Annotated in this window: 14 protein-coding genes; 8 read left to right on the top strand and 6 right to left on the bottom strand. The window is 62.9% G+C overall.

The features are described 5' to 3' along the window. Nucleotides 1-56: 56 nt before the first annotated feature. Nucleotides 57-254, bottom strand: a complete 198-nt coding sequence (locus tag FX982_RS10655; protein ID WP_172610612.1) for a heavy-metal-associated domain-containing protein — start codon at nt 252-254, stop codon at nt 57-59. 155 nt (nt 255-409) lie between these two features. Between FX982_RS10655 and FX982_RS10650 the strand changes: the two genes are divergently transcribed. Next, nucleotides 410-790 (top strand): hypothetical protein, encoded by a 381-nt coding sequence (locus FX982_RS10650; protein WP_172610611.1) that lies wholly within the window; start codon nt 410-412, stop codon nt 788-790. A gap of 46 nt (nt 791-836) precedes the next feature. Here the strand turns inward: FX982_RS10650 and FX982_RS10645 are convergent, their stop codons facing one another. From FX982_RS10645 to FX982_RS10635, 3 genes are all read right to left on the bottom strand, one after another. Beyond that, nucleotides 837-1,730, bottom strand: coding sequence for a PA4780 family RIO1-like protein kinase (locus tag FX982_RS10645; RefSeq protein WP_172610610.1), 894 nt, complete (start codon nt 1,728-1,730; stop codon nt 837-839). 233 nt (nt 1,731-1,963) lie between these two features. Beyond that, nucleotides 1,964-2,770, bottom strand: coding sequence for an AraC family transcriptional regulator (locus FX982_RS10640; protein ID WP_172610609.1), 807 nt, complete (start codon nt 2,768-2,770; stop codon nt 1,964-1,966). A gap of 117 nt (nt 2,771-2,887) precedes the next feature. Further along, nucleotides 2,888-4,165, bottom strand: a complete 1,278-nt coding sequence (locus FX982_RS10635; protein WP_172610608.1) for an acetyl-CoA C-acetyltransferase — start codon at nt 4,163-4,165, stop codon at nt 2,888-2,890. 117 nt (nt 4,166-4,282) lie between these two features. Between FX982_RS10635 and FX982_RS10630 the strand changes: the two genes are divergently transcribed. The 6 genes from FX982_RS10630 (at nt 4,283) to FX982_RS10605 (ending at nt 9,133) form a co-directional block, all read left to right on the top strand. Next, nucleotides 4,283-5,638, top strand: coding sequence for a 3-oxoacyl-ACP reductase (locus tag FX982_RS10630; RefSeq protein WP_172610607.1), 1,356 nt, complete (start codon nt 4,283-4,285; stop codon nt 5,636-5,638). Nucleotides 5,639-5,725: 87 nt separating this feature from the next. Beyond that, nucleotides 5,726-6,583, top strand: a complete 858-nt coding sequence (locus FX982_RS10625) for a MaoC family dehydratase (RefSeq protein WP_172610606.1) — start codon at nt 5,726-5,728, stop codon at nt 6,581-6,583. Nucleotides 6,584-6,795: 212 nt separating this feature from the next. Continuing rightward, nucleotides 6,796-7,101: a MazG-like family protein gene (locus FX982_RS10620; protein WP_172610605.1), complete on the top strand. Its 306-nt coding sequence runs from the start codon at nt 6,796-6,798 to the stop codon at nt 7,099-7,101. Further along, the gene (locus FX982_RS10615; RefSeq protein ID WP_122535332.1) at nt 7,098-7,847 is read left to right on the top strand and encodes a methyltransferase domain-containing protein; all 750 of its coding nucleotides are present in this window, start codon (nt 7,098-7,100) and stop codon (nt 7,845-7,847) included. The genes FX982_RS10620 and FX982_RS10615 overlap by 4 nt, the downstream gene beginning before the upstream one ends. A gap of 46 nt (nt 7,848-7,893) precedes the next feature. Then, on the top strand, nt 7,894-8,523 hold the full coding sequence (locus FX982_RS10610) for a DUF4136 domain-containing protein (RefSeq protein WP_172610604.1): 630 nt from the start codon (nt 7,894-7,896) through the stop codon (nt 8,521-8,523). Nucleotides 8,524-8,566: 43 nt separating this feature from the next. Further along, complete coding sequence (locus FX982_RS10605) at nt 8,567-9,133, top strand: DUF4136 domain-containing protein (RefSeq protein WP_172610603.1); 567 nt, start codon at nt 8,567-8,569, stop codon at nt 9,131-9,133. A gap of 113 nt (nt 9,134-9,246) precedes the next feature. On the opposite strand, the gene pbpC is transcribed toward FX982_RS10605, so the two are convergent. Beyond that, a complete protein-coding gene (pbpC, locus tag FX982_RS10600; protein ID WP_172610602.1) occupies nt 9,247-11,583 on the bottom strand; it encodes a peptidoglycan glycosyltransferase PbpC in 2,337 nt (778 codons plus the stop codon). Between the two features lie 161 nt (nt 11,584-11,744). Between pbpC and FX982_RS10595 the strand changes: the two genes are divergently transcribed. After that, the gene (locus FX982_RS10595) at nt 11,745-12,038 is read left to right on the top strand and encodes a hypothetical protein (protein WP_074890469.1); all 294 of its coding nucleotides are present in this window, start codon (nt 11,745-11,747) and stop codon (nt 12,036-12,038) included. A gap of 154 nt (nt 12,039-12,192) precedes the next feature. Here FX982_RS10595 and FX982_RS10590 read toward each other — a convergent pair whose 3' ends face one another. Further along, a complete protein-coding gene (locus FX982_RS10590; protein ID WP_172610601.1) occupies nt 12,193-17,118 on the bottom strand; it encodes an alpha-2-macroglobulin family protein in 4,926 nt (1,641 codons plus the stop codon). Nucleotides 17,119-17,173: the final 55 nt, after the last annotated feature.

Raw genomic sequence — 17,173 nt, 5'->3', positions numbered from 1 at the left:
TGCGCAACGGGGCGGCGTGGGCGGCGTGGGCGGCGAAAGCGCCTATGGAGCCCGCGTCAGACCAATGTTGCGGTATAGCCCTCTTCCTCAATCAATCCGACGACCTGCTCAGATCCGAGCTGGCTTTGCACGTTCACCTCTCCCTTGCCCAGATCAACCTGCACCTGTGCCGTGGGATCTTGCCTCTGGATGGCACTGATGACGGCTCGCACGCAATGCGCGCAGGTCATGCCTTGGACCTTGAATACCTGCATGTGCTGACTCCTCTTCTCATCGAAAACACGCGATGGCGCCATCTAAGACCTTCCCGTCGGGGCAAGGTCAAGTTTCCGGGAGATCTGCCGGGCTGGCATTCATCTGCACTCTGCGCCAGAGTGCGACTACAACCGTCATATCAGGAGATTCAGCCATGCGCTGGTCAGCCTTTCGTATTGCAGGTTTTGCCGGCCTGTTGGCGTGCGCATTCTGGGCCCACGCCGATCAGGACTATGGCGTGCTGATCATTTCCCGTGAGCGCCTGGAGGTTTCCACCTCCTGCGAAATCGGAATCTTCATGCAGGACCAACTGGTCGGCCGCCTGTACCAAGAGGAGTCGCGCTCATTCAATCTGCCAGCCGGCGACCTATCCGTGCGCTTGCGGGTGCTCCCGGGGCAGACGCCGGGCTGCTCGCCGGGCATTGAGGCGCAGAACAACACGCGTCTGCACATCAATGCGGGGGACGTTCTAAAATACCGCATTGCGTCCGGGCCAAACGGGATGTACCTGAAGAAAGCAGATTTGAATTATTAGCGTGCAACGAAAAAACCCGGCCTGAGCCGGGTTTTTTCTGGGTCGATCACTGCATCCAGGGCGGAGGCGGTTCTTCGGCTTTTCCAGGTGGCGCGTCGTCTGCAGCACGTGCTGCCTGACGCCTTGCATCATCCAGCCGTGCCGCTTCAATCTCGCGCAGCACACCCCCAACGTCAGCGTCCTCTTCTGGCTCGTCAAACTCGCCGGTCAGCACTGTTGCGGGCGACAAGGTGCCAGCTTCGTAGTAAGACCACATTTCCCTGGCGTAGCGAGTCTTCTTGAGCTCTGGCGCAAAACGACCAAAGTACGATGCCATGTTGCCAACGTCGCGCTCCAGCATGCTGAATGCGTGGTTGTTCCCCGCAGCGTCCACGGCCTGCGGCAGGTCAATGATGACCGGCCCGGTTGGCGTGAGCAGCACGTTGAACTCGGACAGGTCACCGTGCACCAGACCGGTACACAACATCAGCACGATCTGCTGAATCAGGAACGCGTGGTACTCACGCGCCTGATCCGGCTCCAGTGTGACGTCATTCAGACGCGGCGCCGCATCGCCATACTCGTCGCAGATCATCTCCATCAGCAGTACGCCCTCAAGGAAGTCGAACGGCTTGGGCACTCTCACGCCAGCCCCTGCCAGACGGAACAGCGCCGCGACCTCGGCGTTCTGCCACGCGTCTTCGGTTTCCTTGCGGCCGAACTTCGACCCCTTGGCCATGGCGCGGGCCTGGCGGCTGTTACGGACCTTGCGGCCTTCCTGATATTCCGCTGCCTGACGGAAACTACGTTTGTTGGCCTCCTTGTAAACCTTGGCACACCGCAGCTCATTGCCACAGCGCACCACATAAACAGCTGCCTCTTTACCGCTCATGAGCGGGCGCAGCACCTCGTCCACCAGACCGTCTTCGATCAGGGGTTCAATGCGTTTAGGAGTCTTCATCAGCTTTTATTGGGGGTCCTTCGTTGCCAAACACGCGATTGTTGCTCGTTATACGGCAATCCTCTGCCAGCGAGTAGGGGGTCAGGTCGATTGACTGTATGCCAGCTGTCTCACGATATCCCTGACACTTCGCCAAGCAGCATTCGTGCCGACGCATATCTACATCACCTGATAGCCTCTACCACTGCGCTTGTCGACGAGCGACTACAGCGCAACCACGCAAGCTTCGCTCATCATCCGCGAAACAGTTCGCCAGGTGTTTTCCCGAATAGCCCTTTGAAAGCAGCAATGAAAGCCGACGTCGAATCGTAACCGCAGTTGAGCGCCGTGCTCGTAACGCTCACCCCTTCCTCCAACGCATTGAGTGACGACAGCAGGCGTGCCCTCTGCCGCCAGCCCCGAAAGCTCAAGCCGGTTTCGCGCTGAAACAATCGCGTCAGGGTCTTTTCGGACATGTTCAAACGCGCCGCCCAATCATTCAGGGTGACCGCTTGATACGGCGTTTCGATCAGCTCACCACACAGTCCCAGCAAGCGTGGATGACGAGGCAGCGGGAGCGAGAAACCTACCTCGGGTAAATTCGCCAGCTGGTCGAGCAGTACCTGAACGAGACGAGACTCGGCGCTATCGACCTCCGGATAATCCGCTGGCAGCTGACAAAACGTCTTTATCAACTCCTTGGCCAGCGGCGTGACCTCCAGCACACGGCAGCGGTCCGGCGCCCACTCGCAATCTTCCTTGCGCACGTAAAGACTGCGCATCTCGGCGCGGGTTGACGTGACGACTTCATGATCGAGGCCGGCCGGAATCCACACGCCCCACTGCGGCGGCGCGAAGAAACTGCCGTGGGGTGTGTGCACGCCGAGCACGCCGCTGATGGCGTAAGAAAACTGCACCCAGTCGTGACGGTGAGTCGGCGTCCAGGAGCCTTCGCTCAAGCTCTCGGCTCGGGCATAAAGCGGACGAGGAAGGTGCAGAAGCGCCGGGATCTGGCGTTCAGTAGCGGAATTTCGCAGGGAAGAGTGTCTCCAGGTCGGCATTATTGAACGCCCGAGTGGGGATAGCCTATGGGGAGCTGATTTATAGAATGGGTGCCCCAGAGAGGACAGACTACTTCACCGGCAAGCGTCGTAGATAATCCGTCCCCTCAATCAGCATCAACCCTCGATAATGGCCGTCACGCCCTGGCCACCCGCGGCGCAGATGGAGATTAACCCGCGCCCTCCCCCTTTCTTGCTCAGCAGTTTCGCGAGGTTCGCCACAATCCGTCCACCCGTTGCGGCAAACGGATGTCCGGCCGCCAGCGAGCTGCCTTTCACATTCAGTTTGCTGCGATCAATCGCTCCCAACGGCGCATCAAGGCCCAGACGAGTTTTGCAGTATTCGGGATCTTCCCACGCCTTTAACGTACACAGCACCTGCGCGGCGAAGGCTTCGTGAATTTCGTAGTAATCGAAGTCTTGCAGCGTCAAACCGTTACGCGCAAGCAAACGGGGGACGGCGTAAACCGGGGCCATCAGCAGCCCTTCGTCGCCGCGCACGAAATCCACGGCGGCGGCTTCGCCATCCCGCCAATAGGCCAGAATCGGCAAGCCACGCTCACGCGCCCAATCTTCGCTGGCGAGCAACACCAGCGAGGCGCCATCGGTCAGCGGTGTCGAGTTGCCCGCCGTCAGTGTGCCCTTGGCGCTGCGCTCGTAAGCAGGCTTGAGCGAGGTGAGTTTTTCCAGGCTCGCGTCGGGCCGCAAATTGTTGTCCCGCGTCAGGCCGAGGAACGGCGTAAGCAGATCGTCCTGCCAGCCTTCAGCATAAGCCGCAGCCATTTTTTGGTGGCTCTCCAAGGCTAACTGATCTTGCGCTTCGCGAGGAATGCCCCAGGTTTGCGCCATCAGTTCGCAGTGCTGGCCCATCGACAAACCGGTGCGCGGTTCGCCATTGCGCGGCAGTTCCGGCTTGAGGTTATGCAGGCGCAATTGCGTCAGCGCCTTGAGCTTGTCGGCCGTGGTTTTGCTGCGATTCACCTGCAACAAGATCTGCCGCAGGTCTTCGTTGACGCCGATGGGCGCGTCAGACGTGGTGTCGACGCCGCCAGCAATGCCGCACTCAATCTGGCCGAGGGCGATTTTGTTCGCCACCAGCAGCGCCGCTTCGAGACCGGTGCCGCAAGCCTGTTGAATATCGTAGGCCGGGGTTTGCGGCGACAGCCTTGAGCCGAGCACGCATTCACGGGTGAGGTTGAAATCACGGGAGTGCTTGAGTACCGCGCCGGCGGCGACTTCGCCCATGCGCAGGCCATGGAGGTTAAAGCGCTCGATCAAACCTTCCAACGTGGCGGTCAGCATTTCCTGATTGCTGGCCGTGGCATATGCGCCGTTGGAGCGTGCGAACGGTATGCGGTTGCCGCCGACAATGGCCACGCGTCGTGTCTGAGTCATCTAAATCTCCCCGCCCTGAATGCGTCTATCGTTTGAGAAGCGCCGCCTAACAGCGTAGGACCTATTACCCACCCACGCGGTCCACTGATTCGAACCCAGACGCAAGGAGAGTGTTCCATGGCATCCGATCGCTACATTGACTTCGTCAACTCTGACCTCGGCCGCAAGCTGGTCGGCGCCGTCGGATTGCCTGCTCCCGCGCGGTTGGAGCGCTGGCAGGCGGGTCGGTTGCGTCCAGTGGAGGGCGCGTTGTTGCTGAGCACAGGGCCACTGGCCGAGCAGGTCAGCAACTTTGCGCCGCGCCTGACCGACGTGCTTCTTGGTGCTGGCGGCGAAGTCACTGGCGCTCACCCCTGGACTGCCGAGCAGAATGCGAAGATCAAGGCCGTGGTGTTCGACGCCAGCGCGCTGCTGCACACCTCCCAACTGAGTCAGTTGCGCGAATTCTTTCAGCCAGTCCTGCGTCATCTGGATAACAGCGCCCACGTCGTCATTCTCTCGCGCGCGCCGGAGGTTCAATCCGATCCGCTGGCTGCGAGCACGCAGCAAGCCATCGAAGGGTTCAGCCGCTCGCTGGCCAAGGAAATGCGCAACGGCGGCACGGTTCAGCTGTTGCAAGTAGAAGACGGTGCCGAAGACCAGCTGGAAGGCGCGCTTCGGTTTTTCCTGTCGCCAAAGAGCGCGTTCATCTCCGGCCAGGTCATTCGCCTGAGTGTCTGCCGTCAGCAGGTTCAGGACTGGACCCGCCCACTGGCCGGACGCAAAGCGCTGGTGACCGGCGCAGCCCGAGGCATCGGCGCCGCTATCGCGGAAACCCTCGCCCGCGATGGTGCAGAGGTCGTCTTGCTGGACGTGCCCCAAGCCAAATCCGATCTCGATGCGCTGGCGGCGCGTCTGGGTGGACAGGCGCTGGTGCTGGACATCTGCGCGCCGGACGCGGCGGCTCAGTTGATTGAACACCTGCCCGGCGGCCTGGATATCGTCGTGCACAACGCCGGCATCACCCGGGACAAGACGCTGGCCAACATGCCGGCGGACTTCTGGGACTCGGTGCTCGACGTCAACCTCAATGCGCCGCAGGTGCTGACTCAGGCGCTGATCGACAGCGGCGCGCTGCATGAAAACGGCCGTGTGATTCTGCTGGCGTCCATCAGCGGGCTGGCGGGCAATCGTGGGCAAACCAACTACACCACCAGCAAGGCCGGCCTGATCGGCTATGCCCGGGCCATGGCGCAGGCGCTCAAAGCGCGGGGCATCAGCATCAACGCCGTAGCGCCGGGCTTCATCGAAACCAGCATGACGGCGCACATGCCCTTTGCCCTGCGCGAAGCGGGCCGACGCATGAGCTCGTTGGGCCAGGGCGGGCAGCCGCAAGACGTGGCGGAAGCAGTGGCCTGGCTCGGTCAACCGGGCTCCGGCGCAATAAGCGGCCAGGTGCTGCGGGTGTGCGGCCAAAGTGTGCTTGGCGCCTGAGTGAGCGTCGACACGATCAGCGTTTGAACAGTTGCGCCGGCGAATGGCGGCGTGCCTGATCTGCAGCATGACCACAGGAGAAGTTCGATGAGTGCGCACTGGCGGTATCTAGACACTCCCCCGGCCCTGCCCGGCCTGTTCATGCAAGCGGTGCTGCGGCGCAAGGTCAGCGGGACGCAATTGCCGGATCAGGGTTTGCGATGCTGGATGTCGGTGGACCCCGACAAAGTCAAGGCGTTTGCCCAGGTCTGCGGGTTCGTGCCCGGCAGCCTGTTGCCGCCCACTTACCCCCACGTGCTGGCCTTCCCACTGCAGATGAAGCTGCTCACCGACAAGGACTTCCCCTTCCCGCTCCTCGGGCTGGTGCACCTGCGTAACCGGATCAGCATCCGCCGGCCCCTCGGCAGCGTGATCAAGGTGCAGGTCAGCGTGCGTGTCGACCGTCTCAAGCCCCACGCAAAAGGCGCGACGTTCAGTCTGATCACACAGATCGAGGATGCGCTGGGCCTGCTGTGGGAGGAAGAGAGCACGATGCTGTGCCAGGGCGTCCACGTGGACGGCGAGATCGAAGGCGATTACGAACCCGCGCCGCTGCCGATGACGGAATTGGCAACGTGGTCGGCGCCGTCGGACATTGGTCGCCAGTACGCAAAGGTCAGTGGCGATTACAACCCGATTCACCTGAGTGACAGCAGCGCCAGGCTATTCGGTTTTCCCAAGGCGATTGCCCACGGGCTGTGGATAAAAAGCCGTGCGCTGGCTGCCCTTGAAGATCACCTGCCGGCCTCGAATGTGGAGATATGGGTGGAATTTCACAAACCGGTGAGACTGCCCAGCGGCGTGACCTTGTCTGCCAGCGCGGCAGGGTCGCACGGGCAGTTCAAGCTGGAAGGGGCGGAAGGGATCGTGCATATGCTGGGAAGCTGGCGGCCGGCTTCGGAGTGATGGCCGCGCCTCAATACGCCCTTACTTTTGCGGCGTGACATCTGACGTCTTCCCGGCTAAAGCCGGTCCCACCGAGTACGCTGACGGTAGGACCGGCCTCAGCGGGAACCGGCGCACCGCCGTAGCGGGTATTGAACCTGCATCCCGGAGCATCGCGCCCCCTTGCGTCTATCTCTCATCCCCCTGAAGCTACGCACCTTCAGGAGACCCCCATGAACCTCGACGAACTTACCCAACGCCTGCATCGCATCCGCGATAACAACGACTGGAAGCAATTTCACAGCCCGAAAAACCTGGCCATGGCCGCCAGTGTGGAAATGGCCGAGCTGGTGGAGATATTCCAGTGGAAGACCGAGGATCAGTCGCGTCAGCTGCCGGCTGATGAGCTGGCCCACGCCGGGCAGGAAGTCGGGGATATCGTGCTTTACCTGCTGTTGTTGTGCAGCGAGTTGGGGCTGGACCTGGATGAAGTGGTGCGCGCGAAACTGACGGACAGCGAACGGCGGTTCAGCCAATGAGCGACCGTCATTTCGATCAACTGGCGACGCGCTTCGCTGAAAAAATCTACGGCGGCGCCAAAGGTGCGATCCGGTTGGCGGTGCTACAAGCTGACCTTATCGAAAGCCTGCCGGACCGTCCGTTGCGCGTGCTGGACATCGGCGCCGGGCTTGGGCACATGTCGCTGTGGCTGGCCGAGCGCGGGCATGACGTGACGCTGGCCGAACCCGCCGCCCCCATGCTTGAAGGCGCGCGTCAGCGCTTTGCCGACGCGGGGCAGACGGCGAACTTCATTCAGGCGCCGTGGCAAGCACTGCCCGACATTCTGACCGAGCGGTACGACCTGGTGATCTGCCATGCCGTGCTGGAATGGCTGGACGAGCCGTTCACGATTCTGCCGGTGCTGCATCAGTTGACCAAGCCCGAAGGCTGGCTCTCGCTGGCGTTCTACAACCGCGACGCGCTGATTTACCGCAACCTGCTCAAGGGCCACTTCCGCAAAATGCGCAAGAACACCCTGGCCGGCGAGAAACAGAGCCTGACGCCCCAGGAGCCTCTTGATCCCCGCGAACTGGCGGCGCAACTTGGCACCCTGTGGCGAGTCGAAACCCAGAGTGGCGTTCGGGTTTTTCACGACTACATGCCGGTCGAGTTTCAGGCCAGAGCCGACCTTGCGGACCTCTTGGAAATGGAGCTCGCCCATCGTCGCCACCCGGCATTCGCCGGACTGGGACGCTACCTGCACTGGATGTGCCGCCCCTTATAACAGACGCTGGTTTACTCGCTGCTTAACGCACGCTGCGGAGACCCTCATGAAACGCCGTCTCGCTTTGCTTTCCCTATGCCTGGGCCTCGCTGCCTGCCAGAGCCCCAACCCTTATCGCGCCGTGTCCGCGGCCATCCCACCGGCGCCGCCTCACGCCGCCAATGCTGTCGACATGAGCGCCTACCCTGCGGCGCCGCGCGATTATGGCCGCTATCGCAACTGGGCCTGGCTGAACGGCCAACTGCCGCCAGGCACGCTTTGGGCTGACTCTGCTCAACTGGCCGAAGCCGTCAGCAACGGGCTGGATCAGCGCGGCTTGCGGCCTTCGCAGAACCCGCAGGCGGCAGACCTGCGCGTGGCCGCCGATGCACACGCCGAAACCCGCATTCGCCAGGTGCGCGATGACTATTACGATCCGTACTATGGCGGTTCAGGTGTGGGCTATTACGGCGGCAATGGCTACCGTAACGGTTACGGCGGTTATGCCAGCGTCCCGATCGTGCGCACGTATCAAGAGCAGGTGGTTGTGGTGCGCATCAGTCTGTTCGATGCGCGCAGCGGCCAGCCGGTCTGGAGCGCGAGCGCCGAAACCGCGGGCGGCGGCGATCAGTCGGCCCGCGCCAAAGCCCTGCGCCAGGCCGTTCAACAAGCACTGACGGCTTACCCGCCGTCCTGATTTCGCGCCCCTTGGCGTTTTGTTTTCACGCTGGAGAAATCCCATGTATCGCCGCATTGCTGTCCTCTGTGTCGCCCTGCTGCTCGGCGCCTGCCAGACCGACCGGGTCAACCGCGACTTCGACGCCCAGCGCGATTTCGGCGCCTACCGCTCTTGGGCGTGGAAGGAGCCTGGTTTGCAATATCAGCCCAACGATCCGCGCATCAAGAGTGACCTCACCGAGCAGCGCATTCGCCAGGCGGTGGGCGAGCAATTGGAGCAGCGCGGTTTGCGCATGGCCGGGCCCGGTGTGAGCGCGGACGTTCAATTGCAGGCATGGCTGATCGTTGAGAACCGCCAGCAGACGGTCACCACCAACTACGGCGGTGGCGGTTATTGGGGCAACCCGTGGGGCGGCTACTGGGGCGGCCCGATCGGCACCGAGACGCGCAACGTCGATTACAAAGTCTCGACCCTGCAGATCGACATGCTCGACGGCAAGGACGGCAAGCTGGTCTGGCGTGGCAGCACCGAGCAGATGGTGAGCGACAGCAACGCCAATCCTGCTGCGCGCGAACAGGTGTTGCGCCAGACGGTGCAGAAGATCCTGCAGCAGTACCCGCCGCATTGAGGAGTGGGTCCATTCGCGAGCAAGCTCGCTCCCACCGTCCGCGCTTCAGCAGATGCATCCCCTGTGGGAGTGAGCTTGCTCACGAAGACGGAAATGGAGTCCAAAACCCTGCCTTAATCCACCACACTGAACTCCACCCGGGCGGTCTGTCCGCTTTCATCCAGCACGCTCAGTTGGTAGCGCCCCAAGCGGGTGAAGGTGTGGGTGTAGCTGTCCTGACTGGCGGTGTCGCCCACCGGCGTGCCGTCGATGAACCACCAGCGCCGGCCACTTCCGCCCAGCGCCGACAGCGTGAGCCGCAACAGTTGCTGACTGCCGGCCGGCAAGCGCAACTGATCGCCCTCTCGCACCCCCACCACCGACAACGGCGGCGCCAGGCTCAGTCCCTGGGGCGGGCATGAGGGGTCGACCTCCGGCAAACGTGCCTCGCGCCGCTCGTTCTTCGGCAGCCAGGGCTCAAGCGGCGCCGGCCAGAGGGCGATTTCTTTGGGTTGAGCCTGTGGACAACTTGCCGCGACACGCAGGCCCTTATCGTTCAGCCAGACTTTCTCCGTGAGCCCCAACCCCAGCGGCTGATCGGTCGCCTGCAAGGTCGGTGGCGTCGTGCCATCCAGAGTCCAGGCGAAACGCTGACGCCGGCAGTTCGGATCGCTTTTGCTCATCGGCTGCCCCAACGGCCAGCAGATCGCCGCGACACCCACATTGAGCGGCACCGGCAACACGGGCGGCAGGATGTTGCGCTGGGCGTCGCGATTCACCAGCAGATCGTGAACCTGCAGCATCAACGGCGCTGCCGACGCCAGCCCGAACTGCCCGGGCACCGGGGTGCCGTCGGGCCGGCCGATCCACACGCCAATCAGAAACCTCGGCCCCACGCCAATCGACCAAGCATCTCGAAAGCCGTAACTGGTACCGGTTTTCCAGGCCAGTTGCGGGCGCTGCACCAGTTCCGCGTGAGGATCGAGGTCGGGCCGTGACTGGCCGCTGAGAATCCGCCGAATGATCCAAGCCGCGCCGGGCGACATCATCGGCCGGTCACGCAGGCGATCATCGGGCTGCAAGCGAATATCAGCGCTGCGCCCGCCCCGCGCGAAGGCGCTGTAGCCGCCGACCAGGTCTTCCAGCCGACTGCCCGCGCCGCCGAGAATCAGCGCCAGATTGGGTTCGGCCAGAGGCGGCAGGGTCAGCGGCACGCCGCCATTGCGCAACTCCGCCGCGAAGCGCTTGGGTCCATAGGCTTCCAGCAGCTGCACCGCCGGCAGATTGAGCGACATCGACAGCGCCGAACTCGCCGCCACCGCACCGTTGAACCCTGAGGAGAAATTGCCGGGACGATAGTCGCCATAGCGCCGCGGTACGTCCTGCAGCAAGGACTCGGAATGGATCAGGCCGGCGTCGATGGCCTTGCCGTAGAGAAAGGGTTTCAGCGTCGAGCCGGGGGATCGCAGCGCGCTGACCATGTCGACATGACCGAAGCGTTTTGCATCGCCGATGTCCACCGAGCCAACGTAGGCGCGCACGGCCATGTTCTGCGCCTCCACCACCAGAATCGCCGCAGACGTACGCTCGGGCAGACGCGCGCGCCAGCCTAGCAGCAGGTCTTCGAGACGTCGCTGCAGACCGGCGTCCAGCGTAGTACGGATCAGCGGCGGGCTGTTCGGGCGGTTCAGCCGCCGGGCCAGCAACGGCGCCAGGCTCGGTTCCTGACGAGGCGCGAGCAGCAGCGGTTCTTCCAGCGCTTCGTCAACCGCACCCTGCGGCCAGGTGCCGAACTCGGCCAGACGCCGCAGCACTTTGTCCCGTGCGGCCTGGGCACGTCGCGCGTGGCGATCAGGACGCAGACGACTCGGCGCCTGGGGCAGCACCGCCAGCAGCGCCGCGTCGGCACGGGTCAGTTGCTGCGGGGACTTGCCCAGGTAGGCCCAACTGGCGGCGGCGACGCCTTGCAAGGTGCCGCCAAACGGCGCGCGATTGAGGTACAGCACGAGGATGTCCTGTTTGGACAGGTGCCATTCCAGCTGCGCGGTGCGCCAGAGCTGTCGAAGTTTGCCCGCCAGCGTGCGCGAATGCGGGTCGAGCAATCGGGCCACCTGCATCGACAGCGTGCTGCCCCCCGACACCACGTGGCCGCCGCTGAGGTTTTGCCAGGCGGCGCGCGCCAGCGCCATGGGGTTCACGCCAGGATGTTGATAGAACCAGCGGTCCTCGTAGGTCAGCAGCGCTTCGAGGTAATAGGGCGACACCTGATCGACCGTCACCGGGTAGCGCCAGACGCCATTGGCATCGGCAAATCGCCACAACGGCGTGCCGTCTTCAGCGAGCACTACGCGGGCCAGATCGTCCTTGGGCAAGGGCAGCGGCCAGATCCGGTCAGCGAGCCAGAGCAGCAGGCACACGCTGAGCAGGCTGCCGAGTAGCCAAGCGCACGCGCGGGCAAAGCGTCGCCCCATTCGCGAGCAAGCTCGCTCCCACAATCCCGAGGAGGTCGGCCGTGGCAATAATCGGGTGATCTTCACAGAAAGCCTTTACCCGACAGGGAACTCGCCCGGACAATCGACAGCCAAAGCGAGCAATGCCGTTTTTGGTCCACGCCCCTCATCAGGAAGCAGATATGCAGGTAGAAAGCGTTTTCGAATGGCTCGGCCAAGTGATTGGCGCCGTGATCCGCTTCGTCGTCGACGGCTTAAGCTGGTTGTTCAACATGTTCACTCACGCGGGCGGCAATTTCGTTGATGGCCTGTCGCGCACGCTGGGCATGGACACTTCAATCGTCAGCATCGTGGCCCTGATCGTCGGGTTGATGCTGCTGTATTCAGCGATCCGCGCCTTCATGCGCGCCTCGATCATCATGGGGATCATCTGGCTGTTTCTGGGGTTGTGGCTGCTGAGCTGGATCATTCATTGATCGCTTGATGCCGATCGTTCCCGAGCGGCGCTGATCGTTCCCACGCTCCGCGTGGGCACGCAGCCCAAGACGCTCCGCGTCATCTGACGCAGAGCGTCGACCGAAGTGCTACCACGCAGAGCGTGGGAGCGATCATCAGCGCGATCACTTTTCCCTATTTCTTGCCCTTCACCACCAACTGCGCCGGCGCTTCGCCCAAAGCCTGCCAGTTCGAGCGATACATCGACTCCACTTGCGGCGGCGGCACGCGGTACACGCCCGGCGTCACAGCCCGCGCCAGATATAGCAGGTGCACCGTGTTGAAACCCTCCAGATCCACCGCCGCCACATAGCGATCGCCACGGAATTCCTGATGCTTCACGCCAGCGTTTTCCATCGATTCGCGCCACTGTTTCACCGACTCGCTGGCGTCCTCCAAACTGGCCGAACTCTGCGCCAGATTCTGGTTTTCGATCTCCAGACCGGCCGGCAGCAGGTCCACCACCAATGCATCCGGCACGCGCTCCTTGGCCTTGATCTCAAGATGCACCAGGACCAGTTCGCCGCTTTTCAGCCCATTGAGGTTCAGCGCTGCGCCGTCCATGCCCAAGTAATCACGGCTGATCGACAGGTTCTCGCCCCCGGCCGCAGGCGGCTGGGACGGATAGCCGGAAATCGTCATCTGCTGATACAGCGTGTCGCCACCGGTGTTCTGCACCGTCAACGGTGCGGCCAGCACTGAACTGTCGAGTTTGACGCCCGGCTGATCGTTGCTCAGTTCGCGATTGTTGCTGCCGCTGGTCAAGGTCGCCGCCCATTTGGCTTCAGGCTTGCCGAGCAGATCGCGACCGGCAAGGAACAGGGAATTGCGCTCTTGGGTCGACAGATAGCGGTTCGCCGCGACCTGATCAGACAGCGTAAACAGCCGCTCTTCGACCTTCTCCGGTGCCAGTTTGTTTTCTTCCAGCAGTGACAGAATCAACGCCTGATCACGCAACGGGCTGCCGTAATCGGCGAGCCAGTCGTTGGCCTTGCGCCCGGCTGCCAGCCCGGCGAGCAGCGCTTGATCGGCGCGGGGGTTGTCGCCCATTTTCTCCAGCGCGATGGACAGTTGCACCAGCGGCAGACCCGATCGCGCATCGCTGCGGCGCTCGAAGAGGCTGCGCAACGCACCCAACGGCGCCTGCTGACTGCGCGACAACACCAGACCGGCGTAGGCCTGTACGGCGAAGCGGGTGTGGTCGGCGTTTTCGCTGTAGTTGACCTCGATCTGATTGCGCTCCTGCAAGTAACGCAGCAGCCGCTCGTTGGCTTTCTTCAGCGCATCCGGCGGCACGGCAAAGCCTTGGTCGCGGGCGCGCAGGAGGAAGTCGGTGACGTACGCGGTCAGCCAGTATTCCTCTTCGCCGTCCGCCGCCCACAGGCCGAAGCTGCCGTTGTAACGCTGCATGCCGATCAGTCGCTCGATGCCCAGTTCGATCTTGCGCTTGCGCTCGGCATCTGACTCGCCTTGCAGGCCCAGACGCTTGAGCGTCGCGGCGTCAGCGTACAGCGACGGGTACAAGCCGCTGGTGGTCTGCTCCAGGCAACCGTAGGGATAGGCTTTGAGCGCGCGAATCTGTTCGCCGAGGTTGAGCGGCGGACGGCTCGACACCGACAGCAGCGCCTCGCGCCCCGCTGGCTCGAATGCCTCAAGGGCGCCCTCCGGCAGGCTCCATGCCTGATCCTTGAGCACCGCGCGGTATTGCTTGAGCATCGCCGGGTACGCAGGGCGCACGCCGATAGTCCATTCGCGGCTGAACGCCGGCAGGTTCTCGCCCGGCAGGTCCAGGCCGTTGACCGTGACCCGGATGGCGCCCTGACCAAAACCGCCAAGCGCCTTGACCGGAATCTGCAACGTGGTGCGTTGCCCCTGATTCAGGCTGATGGCTTTGGCGCTCTCGCCTTCAGCCAGACTCAGTTGCCCTTCAGCCACGACTTGCACGTTGAGCTTCTGCGCCTTGCCGGACAGGTTCGACAGGTCCAGCGCCACCTTGGTCTGGTCGCCGCCCGCTAGGAATCTAGGTGCCGACAGCTCGGCGATCAGCGGTGCCGCCACCACGGTTTTGGCTTCCGCCATGCCGTAGCGCTCGTCAGTCCAGGCCTGGGCCATGATCCGCAGCTCACCGTTGAAATCCGGGATATCGACGCTCACTTCCGCGTCGCCCTGCTCGTTCAGGGTCACCGGCGCGCTTTGCAGGGCGACGATGGTGACGCTGGTTTCCGGGCGCTTGCCGCCTTTGGCCAGCGCCGCGTCACCGCCGAAGGCCAGGCTGGCGAGACGATTACGCCCGGCCTCGATCAACTGCCCGTAGATGTCCAGTTGATCGGCGCCGTACTCCTTGCGCCCGAACATCGCCGCGAACGGATCCGGCGTGGCGTACTCGGTGATATTGAGAATGCCCACGTCCACCGCAGCCACCAGCACATGCACGCTCTTGGGGATCGTACCGTCGGCGTTCTTCGCATTGACCTTCAGTTTGAGCGGCTGCTTGGGCCGCATTTTTTCGGGTGCCGTGACGGTCAGCGCCAGCTTGCGCTGCGAGCGGTCCAGCGGCAGGTGCAGCACGCCCACGGCGCGTTTCGGCGTGACGTTGGCTTTGCGTTCACCCGGACGAATCACCAGCGCGCTGACGTAGAGGTCATGCCGCGCCCACTTCTTGTCCATCGGGATGTCGTAGGTTTTGCCTTCGGCGGGGACATCGATCTCTTGCCACCACAGCGGCCCTTCGCTCGATTCCACCAACAGATAGCCCTTGCCCGCCGACGGCGGCGTGACCGTCACTTTCGCGGTGTCGCCGTCGGCATAGGCCGGTTTGTCCAGCGCCAGCTTGACCTGATCGGGACGCACGGCGCCGCCTTCGGCATTGTCCTGCCAGCGGTAACCAGCCCAGAAACGCACGCTGCTGATCAGGCCGGTGGCCGGATCCTCGACTTCGACGCGATAAGGGCCCCACTCCACCGGGAAGCTGATTTTCGCCGTCGAGTCCTTCTTCACGCTGAGGGTTTCTTCGGAGAGGTTGAGAAACTTCTCGTTGAAGTGATAGCTCCAGCCATCGCTGTCGGAGTAGTTCCAGTAGTAATCGCGGCGCTCGCGCACCAGCCGCACCTTGAGGTTGTCGGCGGCCAGCTTGTGGCCTTGGGCGTCGGCCATCAGCACTTCAAATTCAACCGGGCCGTCGCCGTCGGTGGCTTCGCCGTCGAACAAACCGCGCAGGCCCGGCATGGCATCGGCGGGCCAGACCGGTTGGGTCAGACGCCGCGTGATCGGACGCCCACCCGACTCCTGCAAACTGGCTTGCAGCACCAGCTCAAGCGGTGAACGGGCCTTGGCCCATTGGCTGTCGATGCTCAGGTCCAGCTTGCCGTTGGCATCGAGCGTGCTGTCTTCGATTTCCAGGTCCTGCTTGAGGTCCTCCTCGGTCACCGAACCAAACTGATAACCCGGCAGACCGGGTACGGCTTCCCGCAGCGGACGCACATACAACTGACCGTTCAGGCGATTGCCCGACGCGGGTGCGCCGTAGAGGTAACGACCGGTAATCGCCACATCGAACGGCGCATCGGGCGCCAGCGGGGTGTCGCTACCCTTGAGCTCCAGGGCCATGCGTTCTGGCAGGAAGTCTTCGACCTGGAATTCATACAGCTGCGGCTTGCCGTCACCCAGATCAAACACCAGTTGCCAGCGACCCGTCGGCGCTTCTTCCGACAGCTGCAATTGATATTGATACAGCCCGGTGGCGTCAGCGTCCCACACGAACTTGCGACTGACCTGCTCATCCGGTCGGCGCACTTCCACGGTGATCGGCTGAGGCTTCACGCTCTTACCGTCGCTGTCACGCAGCAAACCGTTGAGCAGCACCACTTCGCCCGGGCGATAGAGATCGCGCGGGCCGAAAATAAAGAATTGCAGCGGGTGGGCCTTAGGGCCGGTGATGTCGAATTCGGCCAGATCCAGCGCGGCGCTGTTCAGGCGCAGCATGCTGGTCTGCTCACCCTGATGGGCCAGCAGCACTTCAGCCTTGGCCGGCAATGGCAGCTCGGCGTGGCCGGCGTTGTCGGTTTTGCCCTGCCCGATCACACGGCCCTTCTCGTCATACAGCTCGACGTCGACGCCGCTCAGGGCTTTGCCGCCTTCCAGCGCCTGGGTGAACACGTCCAGACGATTGGCGTAACGGTGCGCCGACAGACCGATGTCGCTGAGGGTGAACAACGTGGCTGGCTGGGTGTAGTTGTAGGTCCCGGAGGCGCGCATCACGGCGAGATAAACGCCCGGCTGTTGCAGCGGCTTGAGGCCTGAGATCGGCAGCAGCACGGTCTCGCGGGTGTTGCGCGCAGGATTCAGGTCGAAACGGCCGCGGTAGACCAGATCGGCCAGGGGCAACAATTCTTTGGATTGGTAACTCTCCAGACTGGACGAGCCTTCCCATGAACCAAGAAACGCCGGCAATGACTCAGGCTTGATGCGGAAGAATTCGACGTCGACTTTATCGACGTTGAGGGCAATCACCGGCAGGCCTTCAGCGAGCCGGGTCGGCAGCAGGCTGCCGCGACTGGCGAATCCCACGGTCGCTTGCAGGTCAGCCGTTTCGATCCGCGCGGAATACTCGGCTGCCAAGGTGTTGTTGTTCACCGCCACCAGACCCGGGTCGATGGTCAGCACCAGCTTGCGCTTGGGCTCGAGGTGACGAAGACGCAGCTCCATGAGGTTGTCCGACAGCTCCCAGGCCCCATCCACCTTGCCGTCCTTGCTGTCGACCAGATGCACGTTTTCAGCGAATTTCTGATCAGGGTTCAACGGCACCGAAAAGCTCAACGACAGCGTGCTGGCGCCATCGAGCTGAACTTCGGAGACGTCCACCACCGTCAACTCGCGCCCGGCGTAACGCTTGCTCAACGCGGGAATGTCCACCGCAGGCTTCGGCTTGGCATCGGCGGGGCCCGGTTGCGCAGCTGTAGCAACCGGCGAAGCGGGAACAGGGGCGGGTTTTTCGGAGGAAGAGGAATCGCAGGCACTGAGCAGTAACAGCGCGCAGGCCAGGAACAATCCTTTGTTTAGCATGAGGCACTCATTTGGACGGCAGCGATGAGGGAGCAGAAGTTATAGCACCGCTTTG

The organism is Pseudomonas graminis, from assembly GCF_013201545.1.
In the GTDB taxonomy this organism is placed as follows: domain Bacteria; phylum Pseudomonadota; class Gammaproteobacteria; order Pseudomonadales; family Pseudomonadaceae; genus Aquipseudomonas.
Note: the sequence above shows the minus strand (reverse complement) of the source record. Positions and strands in the feature narration are given on the sequence as shown.

What these genes read in the sequence shown, in the direction of transcription:
- FX982_RS10655 (WP_172610612.1), bottom strand. Translation starts at nt 254, where the DNA reads ATGCAGGTATTCAAGGTCCAAGGCATGACCTGCGCGCATTGCGTGCGA.
- FX982_RS10650 (WP_172610611.1), top strand. Translation starts at nt 410, where the DNA reads ATGCGCTGGTCAGCCTTTCGTATTGCAGGTTTTGCCGGCCTGTTGGCG.
- FX982_RS10645 (WP_172610610.1), bottom strand. Translation starts at nt 1,730, where the DNA reads ATGAAGACTCCTAAACGCATTGAACCCCTGATCGAAGACGGTCTGGTG.
- FX982_RS10640 (WP_172610609.1), bottom strand. Translation starts at nt 2,770, where the DNA reads ATGCCGACCTGGAGACACTCTTCCCTGCGAAATTCCGCTACTGAACGC.
- FX982_RS10635 (WP_172610608.1), bottom strand. Translation starts at nt 4,165, where the DNA reads ATGACTCAGACACGACGCGTGGCCATTGTCGGCGGCAACCGCATACCG.
- FX982_RS10630 (WP_172610607.1), top strand. Translation starts at nt 4,283, where the DNA reads ATGGCATCCGATCGCTACATTGACTTCGTCAACTCTGACCTCGGCCGC.
- FX982_RS10625 (WP_172610606.1), top strand. Translation starts at nt 5,726, where the DNA reads ATGAGTGCGCACTGGCGGTATCTAGACACTCCCCCGGCCCTGCCCGGC.
- FX982_RS10620 (WP_172610605.1), top strand. Translation starts at nt 6,796, where the DNA reads ATGAACCTCGACGAACTTACCCAACGCCTGCATCGCATCCGCGATAAC.
- FX982_RS10615 (WP_122535332.1), top strand. Translation starts at nt 7,098, where the DNA reads ATGAGCGACCGTCATTTCGATCAACTGGCGACGCGCTTCGCTGAAAAA.
- FX982_RS10610 (WP_172610604.1), top strand. Translation starts at nt 7,894, where the DNA reads ATGAAACGCCGTCTCGCTTTGCTTTCCCTATGCCTGGGCCTCGCTGCC.
- FX982_RS10605 (WP_172610603.1), top strand. Translation starts at nt 8,567, where the DNA reads ATGTATCGCCGCATTGCTGTCCTCTGTGTCGCCCTGCTGCTCGGCGCC.
- pbpC (WP_172610602.1), bottom strand. Translation starts at nt 11,583, where the DNA reads ATGGGGCGACGCTTTGCCCGCGCGTGCGCTTGGCTACTCGGCAGCCTG.
- FX982_RS10595 (WP_074890469.1), top strand. Translation starts at nt 11,745, where the DNA reads ATGCAGGTAGAAAGCGTTTTCGAATGGCTCGGCCAAGTGATTGGCGCC.
- FX982_RS10590 (WP_172610601.1), bottom strand. Translation starts at nt 17,118, where the DNA reads ATGCTAAACAAAGGATTGTTCCTGGCCTGCGCGCTGTTACTGCTCAGT.